This is a genomic window from Neobacillus sp. NPDC093182, from assembly GCF_044754045.1.
On sequence record NZ_JBIVOI010000002.1, the window covers coordinates 436,926 to 453,036 of the forward strand.

The 16,111-nt window shown below is 37.8% G+C and carries 16 protein-coding genes; 1 reads left to right on the plus strand and 15 read right to left on the minus strand.

What is annotated here, in order from left to right:
* Positions 1–11: 11 nt before the first annotated feature.
* From ACIQAA_RS06790 to ACIQAA_RS06845, 12 genes are all read right to left on the minus strand, one after another.
* A complete protein-coding gene (locus ACIQAA_RS06790; protein WP_402616724.1) occupies positions 12–725 on the minus strand; it encodes a response regulator in 714 nt (237 codons plus the stop codon).
* Positions 718–2,328: a DcuS/MalK family sensor histidine kinase gene (gene dcuS / locus ACIQAA_RS06795; protein WP_402616727.1), complete on the minus strand. Its 1,611-nt coding sequence runs from the start codon at positions 2,326–2,328 to the stop codon at positions 718–720. Before dcuS ends, ACIQAA_RS06790 begins: the two co-directional genes overlap by 8 nt.
* 121 nt (positions 2,329–2,449) lie before the next feature.
* Positions 2,450–3,349: a hypothetical protein gene (locus ACIQAA_RS06800; RefSeq protein ID WP_402616730.1), complete on the minus strand. Its 900-nt coding sequence runs from the start codon at positions 3,347–3,349 to the stop codon at positions 2,450–2,452.
* Between the two features lie 147 nt (positions 3,350–3,496).
* Positions 3,497–4,012: a TetR/AcrR family transcriptional regulator gene (locus tag ACIQAA_RS06805; RefSeq protein ID WP_402616733.1), complete on the minus strand. Its 516-nt coding sequence runs from the start codon at positions 4,010–4,012 to the stop codon at positions 3,497–3,499.
* A 135-nt stretch (positions 4,013–4,147) separates the two neighbouring features.
* Positions 4,148–4,675: a DUF3231 family protein gene (locus tag ACIQAA_RS06810; protein WP_402616736.1), complete on the minus strand. Its 528-nt coding sequence runs from the start codon at positions 4,673–4,675 to the stop codon at positions 4,148–4,150.
* A 67-nt stretch (positions 4,676–4,742) separates the two neighbouring features.
* Positions 4,743–6,446 carry a GMC family oxidoreductase N-terminal domain-containing protein gene (locus tag ACIQAA_RS06815; protein ID WP_402616738.1) on the minus strand — a complete coding sequence of 568 codons (1,704 nt, stop codon included), beginning with the start codon at positions 6,444–6,446 and terminating at the stop codon, positions 4,743–4,745.
* Entirely contained in the window at positions 6,446–7,117 is a 672-nt protein-coding gene (locus tag ACIQAA_RS06820; protein ID WP_402616741.1) for a hypothetical protein, read from the minus strand. Before ACIQAA_RS06820 ends, ACIQAA_RS06815 begins: the two co-directional genes overlap by 1 nt.
* A gap of 157 nt (positions 7,118–7,274) precedes the next feature.
* Positions 7,275–7,439, minus strand: a complete 165-nt coding sequence (locus tag ACIQAA_RS06825) for a hypothetical protein (protein ID WP_402616742.1) — start codon at positions 7,437–7,439, stop codon at positions 7,275–7,277.
* Between the two features lie 710 nt (positions 7,440–8,149).
* Positions 8,150–9,616, minus strand: coding sequence for a glycoside hydrolase family 32 protein (locus ACIQAA_RS06830; protein ID WP_402616745.1), 1,467 nt, complete (start codon positions 9,614–9,616; stop codon positions 8,150–8,152).
* An 11-nt stretch (positions 9,617–9,627) separates the two neighbouring features.
* Positions 9,628–10,461, minus strand: a complete 834-nt coding sequence (locus ACIQAA_RS06835; RefSeq protein ID WP_402616748.1) for a carbohydrate ABC transporter permease — start codon at positions 10,459–10,461, stop codon at positions 9,628–9,630.
* Positions 10,458–11,402 (minus strand): carbohydrate ABC transporter permease, encoded by a 945-nt coding sequence (locus tag ACIQAA_RS06840; RefSeq protein WP_402616751.1) that lies wholly within the window; start codon positions 11,400–11,402, stop codon positions 10,458–10,460. The genes ACIQAA_RS06835 and ACIQAA_RS06840 overlap by 4 nt, the downstream gene beginning before the upstream one ends.
* A 66-nt stretch (positions 11,403–11,468) precedes the next feature.
* Positions 11,469–12,848 carry an ABC transporter substrate-binding protein gene (locus ACIQAA_RS06845; protein WP_402616754.1) on the minus strand — a complete coding sequence of 460 codons (1,380 nt, stop codon included), beginning with the start codon at positions 12,846–12,848 and terminating at the stop codon, positions 11,469–11,471.
* Between the two features lie 213 nt (positions 12,849–13,061).
* Here ACIQAA_RS06845 and ACIQAA_RS06850 point away from each other — a divergent pair, with 213 nt between their 5' ends.
* The gene (locus tag ACIQAA_RS06850; protein ID WP_402616757.1) at positions 13,062–14,051 is read left to right on the plus strand and encodes a LacI family DNA-binding transcriptional regulator; all 990 of its coding nucleotides are present in this window, start codon (positions 13,062–13,064) and stop codon (positions 14,049–14,051) included.
* A gap of 660 nt (positions 14,052–14,711) precedes the next feature.
* Here the strand turns inward: ACIQAA_RS06850 and ACIQAA_RS06855 are convergent.
* The 3 genes from ACIQAA_RS06855 to ACIQAA_RS06865 form a co-directional block, all read right to left on the minus strand.
* Complete coding sequence (locus ACIQAA_RS06855) at positions 14,712–14,975, minus strand: HAD hydrolase-like protein (RefSeq protein WP_402616760.1); 264 nt, start codon at positions 14,973–14,975, stop codon at positions 14,712–14,714.
* Positions 14,976–15,104: 129 nt separating this feature from the next.
* Complete coding sequence (locus ACIQAA_RS06860; protein WP_402616763.1) at positions 15,105–15,359, minus strand: MerR family transcriptional regulator; 255 nt, start codon at positions 15,357–15,359, stop codon at positions 15,105–15,107.
* Between the two features lie 45 nt (positions 15,360–15,404).
* The gene (locus ACIQAA_RS06865; protein WP_402616766.1) at positions 15,405–16,013 is read right to left on the minus strand and encodes an FMN-binding negative transcriptional regulator; all 609 of its coding nucleotides are present in this window, start codon (positions 16,011–16,013) and stop codon (positions 15,405–15,407) included.
* Positions 16,014–16,111 lie beyond the last annotated feature (98 nt).

Below are 16,111 nucleotides of genomic sequence, written 5' to 3' on the forward strand. Positions count from 1 at the left end.
TCGCCACTTTTTCATAGATACATAGATATTTGTTTTAGCTGGTCCTTCTTTAATGTGTAAAAATAAACAGGTCTGCCAATTCCATACGTTAATGACTCCTCTAGGACTCCAAGCTGGGTTAGATATTTCAAGTATTTTCGCACAGACACTCTGGAAATATATGTACTTTCGGCAATTTCGTCGGTTGAAAAAAGGGTTCCATCCTTCGATTTAATCACATTAATAATGTTCTGCAGCGTACTATTGGTTAACCCTTTAGGCAAAGCCTGCGTTAATTCCCCAGAAGCCCTCTGATCACCATGAAGAATTCTATCATCTAAATCTTCCTGATTAAGTACTTGTTTTCTTTCAAATAAGGCGGATTTATCTTTATATTTCTCCATTGCCTGACTAAACCGCTCAAACTCAAATGGTTTAATTAAATAATCTGCTGCTCCAAGCCTTAAGGCGGTTTGAATTTTTTCTGTATCAGCTGCCGCTGTGATGAGAATGACATCGACAGCCATTTTTTGTTCTCTAATAAAATGAAGCAGTTCAAGACCATTCATACCTGGCATATAGACATCAAGCAAAATGAGGTTAACCTTTTCCTTTTCAAGAAACTCTTTGGCATCCTTTACGTTATGAACAATGCCAGATAAACTAAAACCTTTTATTTCTTTTAGATATCGTTTATTAAATTCCGCTACCATCGGGTCATCTTCAACAATCAGAACCTTAATCATGATTTACCCCCTTAACCTCATATGGAATGGTTATATGAATCTCTGTTCCAAGCAAAGATTTAGAATCAATGGTCATTTCCCCGCCTAAGTTTTCAATGCTTTTTGTAACCAGATAAAGGCCAAAACCACGGTTTTCCCCTTTTGTGGAATACCCTTTTTCAAGTACGTTCCTTTGAATCTCATCAGGAATTCCGGGTCCTGAATCCAATACTTCCAATGTTAATAGCTTTTCCGAATAATGAAGGGTAACATTTAGTGTTTTATCGATAGAATCTGCCATCGCCTCAATGCCATTATCTATTAAATTACCAAGAATGGTGATTAACTCATGGGTAACTTTTGAGTTCGCCGGCTCAGGAATGACCGTATGAACGTCAATGTTAAACTCCACTTGTTCCTCCCTGGCATAGCTTAATTTCCCCATAAGAAAACCAGCCAGTGCAGGGTCTTTAATATGTTGCGTGATGTTTCCTAGCTCTTGGTTGTGGTGGCCGACTAACGCACGAATATAATCAGAAAGTTCATCGTGACACTTCATTTGCACCATTCCTAGGATTACATGCAGACGATTCATAAATTCATGGGACTGGGCACGGAGTGCTTCCGCATAGATTTTCACACCTGTTAATTGCTCAGCCAACTGATTTACCTCTGTCTTGTCCCTAAAGGTTGAAATCGCCCCAACCACCTCGCCATTTACAATAAGCGGAACGCGATTGACCAGGATGGAAACCCCGTTAATCATTTGTTCCTCATCCAATTCAGGTTTTCCCATCTCCAGGACTTGGTCTAGTCTGGTTGATGGCAGATACTCATGGATTTTCATCCCAACCGGGTCCTTAGAAAGCCCCGCCTTTTTAAAAATTTGCCTTGCAGATCGATTAACCAGAGTAATGGTTTGTTCATTATCAACTGCAATAATTCCCTCATGTACGGACTGAAGCATCGTACTCCGTTCCACAAAAATTTTGGCAATCGCAAAAGGTTCAAGTCCAAAAAGGATTCTCTTAATATACCTAGCTAGTAATACAGCACCAATGATACCAACAAGTATACCTAATACGGTAACCGTAAGAATACTTCGATGGCTTTTACCTAAAGCTTCTTCTACACTTTCCAACGCAATGCCGACTGCCGCCACACCAATCTGGTCGCCGGTCACATTGTAGATGGGTGTAAAGGCACGTAAGGATTCCCCTAATGTCCCATTGGAGCTTGATACATACTCTTTCCCTTTAAGTGCCTCCTTTTCATCACCGCCAACAAAGTGTTTTCCAATTTGTTCTGGATTCGGATGCGACTTCCGTATCCCGTTCATATCCATAACTACTATAAACATCATGTCTGTGGCAGCTTGAATACTTTTCGTATACTCCTGGATTTCCATAGATTTTTGGTCATCCTCTAATGCCTCGATAATAATATGAGAGGTTGCAACCGACCGCGAAACAAGCCTTGCTTTCTCCTCTTGATGTTTTCGGATATTCTCACTTACCGTGCTACTTATCAATAAATCCGTAATCATTAATGATACAAGTACCACTAAACAAACGAAGAAAATGATGACCGTGCTTAATTTAAACTTAAATCGTTGAGTTCGCACATGAAATCCCCCACTTTCAACTCTATCTATTATTTTAGCAATATTTGCACTAGTAGGGAAAAGATAAATTATTATACAAGAAGGTGCAGTGACCGTATAGCCTCTTCTTTTTCATATTCGGTCACTCCAGCACCTCTCCAGTAACTGTGAATTCTCTTCTTTTTATGATTAGCAACCAGCATGCAGTGCATACTGTTCCAAACCAAATAAGCAATAATAATAAAGCAATGATAGGTAATATGGATAACTGAAAAATAGATTGCCCAAATGCAGTTTGGAGGCCTAACAGTAATACCATGAGCATCCAAGCAATGCTGCCAGTATGAATTAGAACTTTTTTAAATCTTTCATTGACCAGAGCCTTTTCCAGGAGCCAAGCAGGTAGAATTAATGTTTGCAATGCATGGAATCCCACTCCATGAAGGACTAATAAATTGCCAGCCTCCCCTGTAAGCCGGTCTTGAAGAAGAATCATCCATATCCCCGCAATATTTGCTGCTAAGACTGAGAGAAATGCATAACGGATCCCCATTACCAGCAATGGTCGTTCATGAGGTTGTTTCATACGTAAAAAATGGACCATAAGCACAATGGCTAATGTAACAAGTACTAATGAAATAACCCCAAATAGCATTCCAGCAGCGATATCGATTACCGTTCCTTCACGTGAAAATCTTGGATTAATGCCTCTAAAGTTCTGAAGTGATTCAATGGCATATGAATATAAGCTTGCGATGATAAAAAACCAACGAATAACTTTTCTCTTTCTTTCTCCAAATCTTGCAAGGGGCAGAATGGCAGCAATGGATAGGATAAACATACCTATAGCAGCATTAAAAGAAAAAGCATCTTTCACATTCCCTTCTGGCGCAATGATAGGGTCGTTAAAAAAGATAAAAATAGCAATGCCTGCTGATAGTAAACATCCGATTATTCCTGTGATTACAAGGGCTCTTTCTCCTTCAAAAAGCTTAACAGAGGGTTCATTTTCAATTTGACTAACTTTCAAAACCTTCCACATAAAAATCCCTGCTTTCCACCATTTATTTATCAATCAATAAATAACACTTCAAAAAAATATTCAACCAATTAAAGATTTTCTCGTTTTATTTATTTATCAATCAATAAATAACGCTTCAAAAAAAGGAGAGCTATCACGCTCCTTTTTTCAACAATGATCTTTGCCATGAGTTAATTGCGGCAGATTCAATACTTCAGCTAAGGTTATTAAAAGCCCTGTTCCAATAAAATGGGCAGCTGTTTCCTTTGCACTTGGTATGCCTGCTTTATTAAATTTCAAGGTTAAGGATTCAAAAATCTTAAGAAACAAGCTGCTGACATGTTCCCGAATACCCGGATCAGATATAGCGTGTGCCTGCATCACCATCAATACTTCATCACGATGTGTTTGAATGATTTGTTCAAACGCATGCCCCATCGTTTCAATTAATTGCTCCGCAGGTGCATTAACTTGAGCAAAAGTATCATAGATCCGGCTAAATGCACGATCAATCACTGCCTTGAATAATTCTTCCTTGTTTTCAAAAAAATGAAACACATAAGGCTGTGTAACTCCAGCAGCCTTTGCCACCATTGCAGTGGTTGCTTTATAATACCCCCTTTCAGCGAAGACTCCTACTGCGTTTTCTATTATGATTTCCTTTTTATCTTCTCGTACTACCACGTTTGCTACCATCCTTATTTATTGATTGATAAATAAATATTATTCAACCCAAACACAAATGTCAATAGGCTTTTTATTTTTCTCATATTTAAAAAAGCCACAGATTTTTTCTGCGACTTAAGTGTACATTAAAAACTATGCTTTGTAATAAGGAGGAATTCGAAGCCACTCATGCCTATCTAAATACTGTTTCACCGTTAAGCCAGCTGTTGTTTTCTTCAAGATTATTTTTGAAAAAATTAAACCAACATCTGCCCGAATAGATTCAGTAAGTCCTTTGGAAGCATAATTAACTCCCATAGCAAGATTATAGGACATTAAATTAGCTATTTCTTCATCATTTAACTTAGCACCCTCTGGTATATTCCGATAATCGCCAACCGGTTTTTCCGGTGTTGACTGTGGAAAAGGTACACCTTCCTTCATGAGAAACTCTCTAAGCTCGTCTCTAATCGGAATATGTACGTTTTCCATAATATCCTTTAAAATTTGCTTCAGTTCCGGATCTTGGGCAAGATTGTAACCGATTTCCTCATTTCGCATGGTTGTTTCAGTACCTAAAAGAAAAAACCATAGGTTAGAAACCTCCATCACATTTAATGGTCTTTTCTCGCCGTCCATAAATGGTTGAAATATATCTTGAATTAGTTCGAATACTTTCATGTTAGAAGATCCCACCAAACTTTGATTAGTTATGATGGTAGCTTTTCCATTTAGTCAATAAAGCATGCTAGTTGAAATACTTTTCAAATAGTTTTTCCGCCGTACGGGTAGCTAATGCCTGCGTCGTAAGGGTAGGATTGACTCCGCCCAAACAATTATAATGGACGCTGTTGTCAGAGATATATAACCGTTTTACTTGAAATGATTCGCAATCTTGATCAACGACAAAGCCCATACGCATTGTACTTTCAATATGAATCATCATTCCTGCAGGCCAATTTGTCCATATTATTTTTTTTGCCCCCGCCTTCTTTAACAGGTCTGCTGCTATTTTAACAAGTTGACTTCGTTTCCGGCTTGATTTGCTGGTAGGCTGATAGCTCACAACTGGGACAAATCCATTTTCATCACTAATTAATGGATCGAGAGTAATCCCGTTTCGCTGATCCACTTCATCATCAGTACTTACTAAAATATTTAAAGTTTGACGGTAGGAGTCCATTGATTCTTTTATTTCATAACCATATAGACGCCCCTTTATATCCCATGAATCATCCATGTCAGGCATGTTTAGGAAAGAGTATCCAGACTCACTCACCGCATAAAAAGAAGCTGTTAAGCCCGGACTCATCCCAACCGACTGCAGCGCACCATATCCCGGATAATCCAATCTTGCTCCGCATGTATTACCCACAAAGGGATTAACATCTGGTGTCCCCAAAATTGGAATCAAATCCTTTTCCTCAAATATCCCGGATACCCAGTCCATGTAATGATTAACCAATCCTCTTCCTACCCATGGATTATCAGGCAGTCCTGAATTTAACCAAAGCCGTGGACTTTCAATGCTTCCGGATGCCAACACGATGATTTCTGCCCTTAGCTCTTCCTGCTCCCCCGTCCAAGTATCCCTGATATTTACTCCAATCGCTTGAAGCCCTTTTGACTGGTTATTTTCTGTTACTATTTTTATAACAAAGGCATTTGGTCTAATACAGACATTTCCTGTCTTTAAGGCAAGTGGCACATAGCTGACATTCGTGGACCGTTTTGCAATTTTATCCATAGATGGGCCATGTGGACAGCCGTTGATGCAATGCCCCGCAAGCGTGCAGCCTTCCATCCAGGATAATTGTTCGTCTGTGATGTTTGGATTTATTATATTTTCATTGGGAGGCAAAATTGCATTCGGCTGTGGCCTATAACCTGGACCTGTCACATCCAATGTAGGAATCAAATTCCATCCTGCCTTTTTTGCACCATAATAAAATAATTCTTCCTTTGCCGTCGTGGCAGCGAAATTCACCGGTAATGTCGCTTCCACCTTTTCATAATATGGTACAAGTTCCCGGTAAGAAAGCGGCCAGACATTATCAATTGCTGCTGGATATGCCCGGGGACAATTAGCCGTATAGGTTTGGGTTGTTCCTCCAACACCGGAGCATTGCCAAATTACGCCTTTTTGGTTAGCGTTCCGAAACCATTGGGAACGACTTCGATCCGCCGGGCCCCATCGAAACCTTCCTGAAACTAAATCATTCATATTCATTTCAAACTTGTTTAATAATTGTTTATATAGCATGACATCCAAGTCATCATTTGTGGAACTGGATACTCCTCCGGGCTGTAAATTTGGATTGGGCCACTTTTTATTCCCGTACCAGGGACCAGCTTCTAAAACCAAAACCTTTAATCCCAATTCTCCCAGCTCTTTTGCTATAACAGCTCCTCCGCCGCCAGCACCAATTACAATCACGTCTTGATTAGCCATTAGTCAACCACCTTCTTGTGCTGGATGATTGCTAAGAACCCGCGAAAATCCCGGTATCCAAAAGATGGACCTGGATATTGGGCCTGGAACCATCCAGGTGAAAAATATTCGACTCTTCTGTATTCAGGAGAAAATAGTCGTGTTGTTCCGTACGCTGTCCATTCCGAATAGTGGCCAAACATGGGAAGCTCATTTAGTACATCCATCATATTTTGAACGAGTCCCGGGTTATTTTTGTATGGAATGCTCAAGTTTTCAAGATTAATGTCTAGGCGTTCTATTAGGGTAATCGCCCTTAACCTATCTATTGGCGAAAGTGCAGAGAAAGGACCCCCGCTAGGATATGTTGTTACATTTAATGGGTAGAGAATCTGCCCCTTCTGGATTAATCGGGCAGATCCTGCGTCCAGTAATTCAGCAGTGGATTTTACCATGGAACCATTAACTAACTTAAGCTGCTCTTTTACAGGGAAAGAAATTGAATGATCTAATATCCAAATAACATATTCATAAACATGTAATTCCTGTGCACCTGCCACGTGAACAGTTCCTATATACTCTTTATATTTAAGATGGGTTGGAATGATAGCATGAACTAGTGCCTGAAAAGTGGACGTGATATAAGGATTTAAGGATCGTTTCCATCCACTTGCTTCCGAAATTTTCCCCACCTCCTTTAAAGAATGTTTCTTACCCTTCCTATTAATATTTATGTTTTCACTCTTATATGTATGGTAGTTAATTGGTAAAGAAAATCAATCTCTGACATTTCCCCTTATCATAAATATGGCGAACAGTGACTGCACACTGTTCGCCTGAATGTTTCGTCTAACTTTTTAACGCTTCTTGTTCAACCTTTTCCATGAATTCCTTCACTACGACATTGTTGCTTTTCTCACTGCCGAGCTTCAACATCGTTCTTCCTTGCTTATGCTTTCTACATAGTTTATAGGCATTGGAAATAATGCTGGATTCCTTTAGAAAGTTCTCCAAACAGAACAGGACTTCTATAGCACAAAAAGCCGATACCCTAAGACAATAAGGTATCGACTTTTTTATTGAACGCTCTTCAACAATATCGCCCGATTGTTGAAGAACAATAGCTAGTTCAAGTAAAGAACTATTTTGTCATGGAACAGCTACAATATAAGCAGTAAGAATAGAAGATCTTATTACTTAAAGATTAGATGATATTTTTGAAACGATTAAAAATAGAAGGCTATGCATAGGGATACCTCACGCAAAAGGAACCTTCATAAACAAGGGCCTTTCTAGATAGAAAGGCCCTCTACTCACTGTTACATTTCTTATTAATCTTTCCTTACAAGTAGTGAACAGCACTCCACATGTCCGAAGTGTATGTGACAACACATGTGATGCTGGTGTGTTTTTCACAAATTTAATAGTTCTATTTTTGATTCCAATCAAAAATGAACCGCCAATTGATATTAGCGGTCATAATACAGCATTTCCTCTTTGAGAAGAAAAAAAATTTAATACTCCGTTTTGATCAACTGATACAAATGCTAGCCCTTCTCCCCATCATCGCTTCGTAAACAATATGATGTCCTATTCCCCTGAAACAAAAACTCATAGTATCTTCATTTTTATTGTCTACTTAACAACGATAAGTGAATCATACCTCTTTAATTGATTTGCTGACTCCTATATATACAACTTCTCTGCCATAACTGTTAATGACCTTACGACAAAGTATTTTCATGACAAAATGTGCCATAAATGACTTGTTTTAATTCCGCATTACATTGACCAAGAATCGAAATATCTTTTCCTTTATCCTGATCATACGCTGTAAAACTGATTACCTTCTCCCCAGAATTTATGAACAGCTCAATAGAATGACGGTCGATGAAGAATTCTAGCGTCAGGTCTTCATTGGCGTTTAAGGCATCTGTAATGTTGATTTGGTCCTGACTGCTGTAATCAGACTCAAATGAAATCATGGTGTTCTCAACATCTACTTCTATCCGGGTAGACTTCGTTTCACTTTTGTTTAACTCCACTGTAAAGCGCTCCGTGTTCGATGAAGATACACTCATGTACAAATAGCCTGTACGTTCACCTTTGAAATCAATCTTTTCACCCGCATTTAATTGTATTTTTTCATAAATAGCAGAAGGATTGAAATACTGTTCGATTTCAATGGCTGGTTGTTGAATTAAACGATGATTCTCGATGCTCAATTTTCTCGGCAGTGATATCATCCCATTAAATCCATATTCTTTCGGCGGTGTTGTTTGATGCCAGCGGTGCATCCAGCCAATTAGCAATCGTTCGCCGTTTTTCCCCTCCGTTGATTGCGGCGCATAAAAGGTATGGCCATAATCAAGAAGACCGTCGCTTTCCGTTTTAAATATTCCTTTTTCAAAGTCCATCTCACCTATAACGTAAGCCGTTTTATTATCTACTTCCGCCTGAAACTCCGGATCACAAGGCATAATTGAGAAGAGCAGTACATCCTTATTGCCGATACGGAACAAATCAGGGCATTCTAAAAGTATATTTTCCTCTTCTTTACTTTGGTAAATGGATGAATAGAAAGTCCAGTCTACTAGATTACTTGACTTAAACATAATAATTTCCCCACGTCGCTTTTCATTTCTAACCGATAACACGCAGTAATAGACTCCATTTACCTCCATCACTTTTGGATCTCTAAAATCACAAATCAGATACCCTTCAGGCAATTCTTTCTCACCGATGACAGGGTTATTTTCATATTTTTTAAAATTGATTCCATCTTCGGAAATAGCAATACATTGACGTTCAATGATTTGTGGTTCATCTCGGTCAAAACCAATGTTAGGATCGATATGGCCTGTGTATATTAAGAATAGTTTTCCATCCTTTTCAATGGCACTCCCGGAAAAACACCCATTGGCATCATACACTTTATCATTGGCCATTGCGACTGGCTTATGATTCCAATGAACAAAATCAAGAGTCGTCGCATGGCCCCAATGCATGTCATTCCAGACGATATCATAAGGGTAGTACTGATAAAACAAATGGTATTCTCCTTGATAAAAACAAAAACCGTTCGGGTCATTTATCCACCCAATCTCAGGTGAGAAATGAAAAAATGGCCGGTTCGTCACCTTTTGTTTATTGTTTTGAATATATTGGTTTGCTTTTTCTAATTTATTCATAGTTCTCTCCTCTATTTGATGCCGCTTCGCATCGAACCTTCAACAATGTATTTTTGGAAGATCATATATAAAACCACAATTGGAACGGTCACAATCGTTAATGCCGCCATAATATGACTCGTAAAAATATTATAGGTGTCGCTGAAAATCGCATTTAAGGCAACCTGGATTGGCATTAAATTTTCATTAGAAAGCGCCATGACCGGCCATAGGAAATCGTTCCATGAAGCCAAGAACGTCAGAATCCCCACCGTAATATACATGTTCAAACTTGATGGAACGACAATTCGAAAGAAACACCCTACCTCACCTAGTCCATCAATTTTTGCAGATTCAATCAATTCTCCTGGAAAGGAGAGAAAGTGCTGTCTAAATAAAAAGATATTCATGACATTGACCAAAAACGGAATTAAGTATCCTGGTACTGTATTGATCATCCCTATTTCGTTCACCACTAAAAATAATGGTAGAATGGTCGCTTCGATCGGGACAATCATAAGGGCGATGATAAAAATTAGAATGGCATCTTTAAAAGGGAACTTGAATCTGGCTAAGGCATACCCTGCCAACGAGTTAATGGTTAAACCAAAAATAACTGTTACAGATGCATAAATCAAGCTGTTCAACAAGTTTCCAAATATATTATAGTAGCCCAACAACTCTGCATATGATTTAAGTGATAGGTCCGAAAATCTAGGAATGATTGCAAAAATTGTACCGATATCCTTGTAGATTACCTCGTCGATTTTAAAAGAAGAAAGAATCATCCAGACGAGAGGAACAAGGAATTGCAATGCCAAAACAGTTGCCAACATGTAAAATAATACTTTTTTTACAATCTTCACGCCGTTTTTTCCTCCCTAAACATTTTCTTAATTCCAATTGATAACACAACCAAGAAAATAGTAAACATTAAGGTGATTGCACTTGCATAGCCAATATTTCTGTGACGGAACCCATACTCATAAATGTATTGTAAGATGGTTATCGTCGAATAATCAGGTCCCCCTCCTGTCATGACCATTGGTTGTACAATTAGCTTAAATGCTTGAATGATGGTGGTAATGACAAGAAACATGGTAATCGGTTTCAGTGATGGAAGAGTAATATACCAAAATTTGTGCAATACACTTGCGCCATCAATATCAGCTGCCTCATATAACTCATGGTCGATATTTTTTAAACCGGCCAAGAAAATCATCATCTGATAGCCGCATCCAGACCAAGCAGAGATGAAAACAATCGTAAGCATCGCCTGGCTTGCACTTGTTAAAAATGGTTGTTTGGATAAACCGATGTTGGAAAGAACTTCGTTGATCAGTCCAGATGTCGGGTTTAACATAACGGTCCACAAAATTGAAATGACAACCAGTGACAAAACAGCTGGCGAAAAATAGGCGGTTCTGAAGAAACCGTTCCCTTTGATTTTTTTGTTGATAATAAGAGCAAGTCCGAGAGCCATTGAAAGCTGGATAGGCACCACTAGCACTACAAATTTCAATGTGTTGAAGAAACTATTAAATAACACTTCATCCGACATCATTCGTTTAAAATTCTCTAAACCAGTAAATTGCTTCTCATTTGGTTTTAATAAATAATAATCGGTAAACCCGTAGGTGAAAGCTAATCCAATAGGCAGGACAATAAAAAGTATTGACAACACCATCGCCGGCGTTAAAAATCCAAATGCGGATAAAATATCGCCTCGTTTATAGTGCTCGCTTTGTCTATTGTGTTCAGAAAGATTCCTCACTGTTACAAATCGTTTATAATTTAGACTTCTCACCTTTACACATCCTTTATCCTTTGCATAAGAGGTGAGACAAAAAGTCTCACCTCGCCATTGAATAGACTATTTTCTGTATTTCTCAAATTCCCCATCAATTTTTTTGCTGGCATCATCTAAATATTTTTTGATGGTTTTTGGGTCTGTTGCTTTATTTTGTGCAATCTTTAAAACGACATCTTTTGAGAACGTTTCAGATAAATATGGGTATCCTGGAGATACTGGACGAGATTTATTCGTGTTCTCTACTTGATATTTTAATACCTTCCAAGCTTCATTGTGGTATGGATTTTCCGTATCCGTATCAATCACGTCAATAGAATTGATTCTGCCTGGAATAGCACCGTTTGCATGATAATATTCTTTATGCGCTTCATCATTATTGAGCCATTCCATGACTTCTACAGTCTGTTTAACGCGCTCTTCATCTTCAATTTGACCATTACGGACAAAGGCCCAGCTTCCAGATGGCGTGTATAAACCGTCAAAATTTTCACTCATTTTCGGATAGCGGACCGTCTTAAATTTAAGGTTAGGATAGTTATTTACAATATCGCTTACAAACCAGAATCCACTTACAGATAAGGCTGCTTTCCCTGTATGGAATGCTTTTTCAGATTCTGACGCACTTGCTAGCGGTGACCCTTCAAATAATTTAGAAAATTTAGTTAAAGCTTCTACAGACTTTTCACTGTTTAATACGCCGTCTACCTTTACACCATCTTCTGCTACAATATTTGCATCATTGCCCCACAATAAAGGAGTGAAAAAATAAGTACCTAATTCGTATGCACCACCAGGAATTTCCCATAATGATAAACTGACAGCCACTTCATAATCTTTAAATGCCGGATCGTTTGTTGTTTTTGCAAAATCATCTATCTTTCTGGCAAGGGTCACAAATTGATCCCATGTCCAGTCTTCATCACTGCTTGGCACCATTGCTTTAATGTCTTCTGGCAAGGCATTTATGATATCTTCATTGTACATTACAGCTACACCGGAATCTTGGTAGCCCATTGCATAAAACTTCCCATCAACCGTTCCTTGATCAATCATCGCTTCGGTGAATCCATCTTTAAAGCCTTCTGACATATGACCATCTAATTCACCCAGAATTCCTGATTCAACGTATGCTGCCACATCAGGACCATCTAGAGTAAAAATATCAGGTACACTATTAGAGGTAATGGCTGCATTCAATTTGTCAATATACCCAGAACCAGCGCCTGCTCTCGTTATATTTTTTATTTCAACCTGAAGCTTGTCCGGGTTTGCTTTATTATATTTCTTTACCCGTTCAGAAAACATTTTCCCTTCTGGATGATCCGCTGAAGCTTGTGTCCAAATGACAATTTTTTCTTTGTCGCTAGCCTGTTTTGAATTGCATCCTACTAATGAAATGGCTAAGACTAATGCTGAAACTAACAAAATTAACTTTTTCATACTGCCTTTTAACCCCCTAGTTAAGAATATTTCGTGAAAACGTATTCACACTTTCTGATTTCATGTTACAATATGGAAAAATGTGTGTCAACAATTTTTACAAACGCTTTCATTAATCCAAAATATATATTATACTAAAAAAGATAATACCTTTAATTTAAAATATTTATATATTAAAGAATACGTTTTCTCAGCGCTTGAAAGGAGCCCTGTATGAGTAAACTTACGATGAAAGAAATTGCGAAACTTGCAAATGTTTCACAAGCCACTGTATCACGGGTGATTAATGGTAATAAAAGCGTCAATGAAGAGGCTGCAAAACGGGTACTTAAAGTCATTGAAGAAGTAGGGTTTATCCCAAATAATGCGGCCCAAACATTAAAAAGAAGCCACTCAAACATTATCGGTGTCTGTGTGACCGAGACCTTTAACCCATATTTCGTTGAATTGATTGATATACTAGAACTTGAGGCGCGTAAACGTGGATACAATATTTTATTGCACAACTCAAAACACAATCCGATTACCGAATGGGAAAGCATCCAAAATTTCATTGCCCGGCAAGTAGACGGAATTATCCTTGTCCCAAATGGTGAGTACAATATCCAACGATTGAACAAACTTGCTATCCCAACTGTGATCATAACGAAAAATCGAGAATCTCTAGATAGTATCGGTCTTGATCACATGCAAGCTGGAAAGATCGCTGGCGAGAATTTTATCTATGCAGGTCATAAAAAATTTGGGTTTATCGGGACGGTTCCTGATAAGAAGCATTTGGGCTATGAAAGTGTCTTGTATGAAAACGGTTTTGAGTTAAACAGTTTAATCAAAGTTAAACAGACCTCGACAAATAATTTTTTGATCCAACAAGACATAGAAGCATATTTTAATCAGGCTGACCGCATCGATTTCACATGTGTCTTCGCTGCAAACGATATCATGGCGCTTGAATTCTTGAAAGCCGCTCAAAAAAGGGGACTCCGTATCCCTGAAGATATCAGTTTGATCGGCTTCGATGATACGTATCTTGCTAAAATCATGGGGATTTCCAGTATCCATCAACCAATCGAAGAAATGGTCAAAACCACCATTGAGATTCTTCTCAATCGAATTGAAAATGAAGTCTCATCAGAAGAAAAAATCAATATACAATTGGCCCCTACATTAATTGAAAGAAAAAGCTCTAATTTTAAAAGATAGCAATATCACTTTGGCTGTAAAAAGGGGCTATAATACTATATTAAAGATATGATTAATATCACAGAACTTATTTCAAAAGAAGGCAACTTTCCCTTATTGTCAGAAACCATATCCAATGACGGTGTTTTCGGAAACGAACATGTCGGTGGCTAAGAATATTCGCCACCGACATGTTCGTTTCCTTTTTATTTTCGCCATATTTATTGGCATTTTATGGTTATAAATACCATTGAATTCCGTAGTAATTTGTATTAATCTCGATAAAGAAAAAGGACCTGAAGGTCCTTAAAACGGTAGTCATCAATTACTCTCTCGACAGAGTCTTCGTCGACTAACTCTTGTTTTCGGGAAACCGCGTCTAACAGGCATTCTGTACATAAACGGTTGGTTAAGCGCAGATTTCCGCGCGTTTCCTTGTAAACCAATTTAAGCGATGATTCAGTGAAAACCTGTCGTTTCTACCAGTTTATTGAATAAAAATATAGTAACTATTTTTTAGAAACCAAAATCAATTTGTGTAGGGAGTATTGACAGTTTCGTTCATATCAGTACAATCTTTCACAAACACCTTACTATCATTACCATAATTATTCAATTTTTTCTTGAGATTCTTCCTCCATTGAATGGCCCGTTTGTTGAAAAATAAAATAAACCCCTTAATTAATAAAAGCCTTTGTTTTCGTTGAGGAAAGGCTTTTTTTGACGAGTTTCTTCTATTAAGTTTTTGGAGTGATTAGGTAATAAAGTTTCCCATGCTTGAGGTAGAGGAACCCCCATAATTTCCCGATATTTTTCGATAGGTGTTTGTCCTTCCCACTTACCTAATGATGTTAAATAGTTAAAAGTATCTTCCAAAGACAACTCTAAAATTTTATTTGTTTGATATAATGTTCCATCCATATCAAAGATTATTGATTCTAACATCGCTTTCTCTCCTAACTTTTTCTTTTAATTAATCACAAAATTAAAGGTTATTTTGTGGAATTATTATGTCATTTTAGCAGGCAAATTGCATTAAAAGGTGGCCGTTATTTGGTTGCCACTTCATTGCCGCTAGCTATATAACACGACATCGAGGGTGGCTGCCATGACAGAAATCATTTCCTGTATCGTAAACCCAAATCTCCTAAGCTTCACTAAGAGAATTGCTAAAAAGTAGCTTCCATCATCATAATAGCGGTAATTGTTTTCGGGATAAATGTAGGCAGGTTCTAGTAACTTTACTTCTGCATAATATCGTAACGTTTCTTTGCTTAATCCGGTCATCTTCGAAAAATCACTAATCTTGTACAGATATCTCCCCCCCACCTAAATAATAAACTGTGTGGTACTCCACACAGTCAACCATTACTTTTATTCATTATTTTTCTTCATAAGTTGTGCTATATGTATATCATTTTGATCTGTACTTTTTTCTAGTTGCTTAATAATTAGTTCTTGTCTAGCTGCCGGATGATTTTGACTTAGTTTGGCTTTCCCCTCTATTTTGTTAATGTTGATTTTAAAACCTACAATGCCTTTACTCATGCCCTTAATAAAATTTTCATCAACATTTTCTAAATGATAGGAGCTATCTGGTTTTTCATATTTATTTACCATGTCTGCCAATGAATCAAATACTTCCTTCTCTTCCTCGACAATCTCCAGCTCTCCATAAACGTGTACCGCAACATAATTCCAAGTTGGTACTGCTTGATTGGTCTCGTACCATGATGGTGAAATATAACAGTGCGGGCCTTGAAAAATCACTAGAACATTTTGATTTTCGATATCCTTCCACTGCTCGTTCTGCCGGGCAAAATGTCCATACAAAAAACCTTTCTCTTTATTCAAAAGGAGTGGCAGATGAGTGGCGTAAGGTTCTCCATTATGCTGGGAAAACAATGTAGCAAAGCTATTTTTATCAATAAAATCATAGATAACTTCATCATTTTTGATAGTAAAATGTTTTGGTATATACATATCTTTCATCTCCATTTAAAAGGTACTTAAAATATTTCTATTTCGGATTATAAAAACCTTCTTTTGTATAGTTAACCATTCAGGTTTAGAAAAAGAAA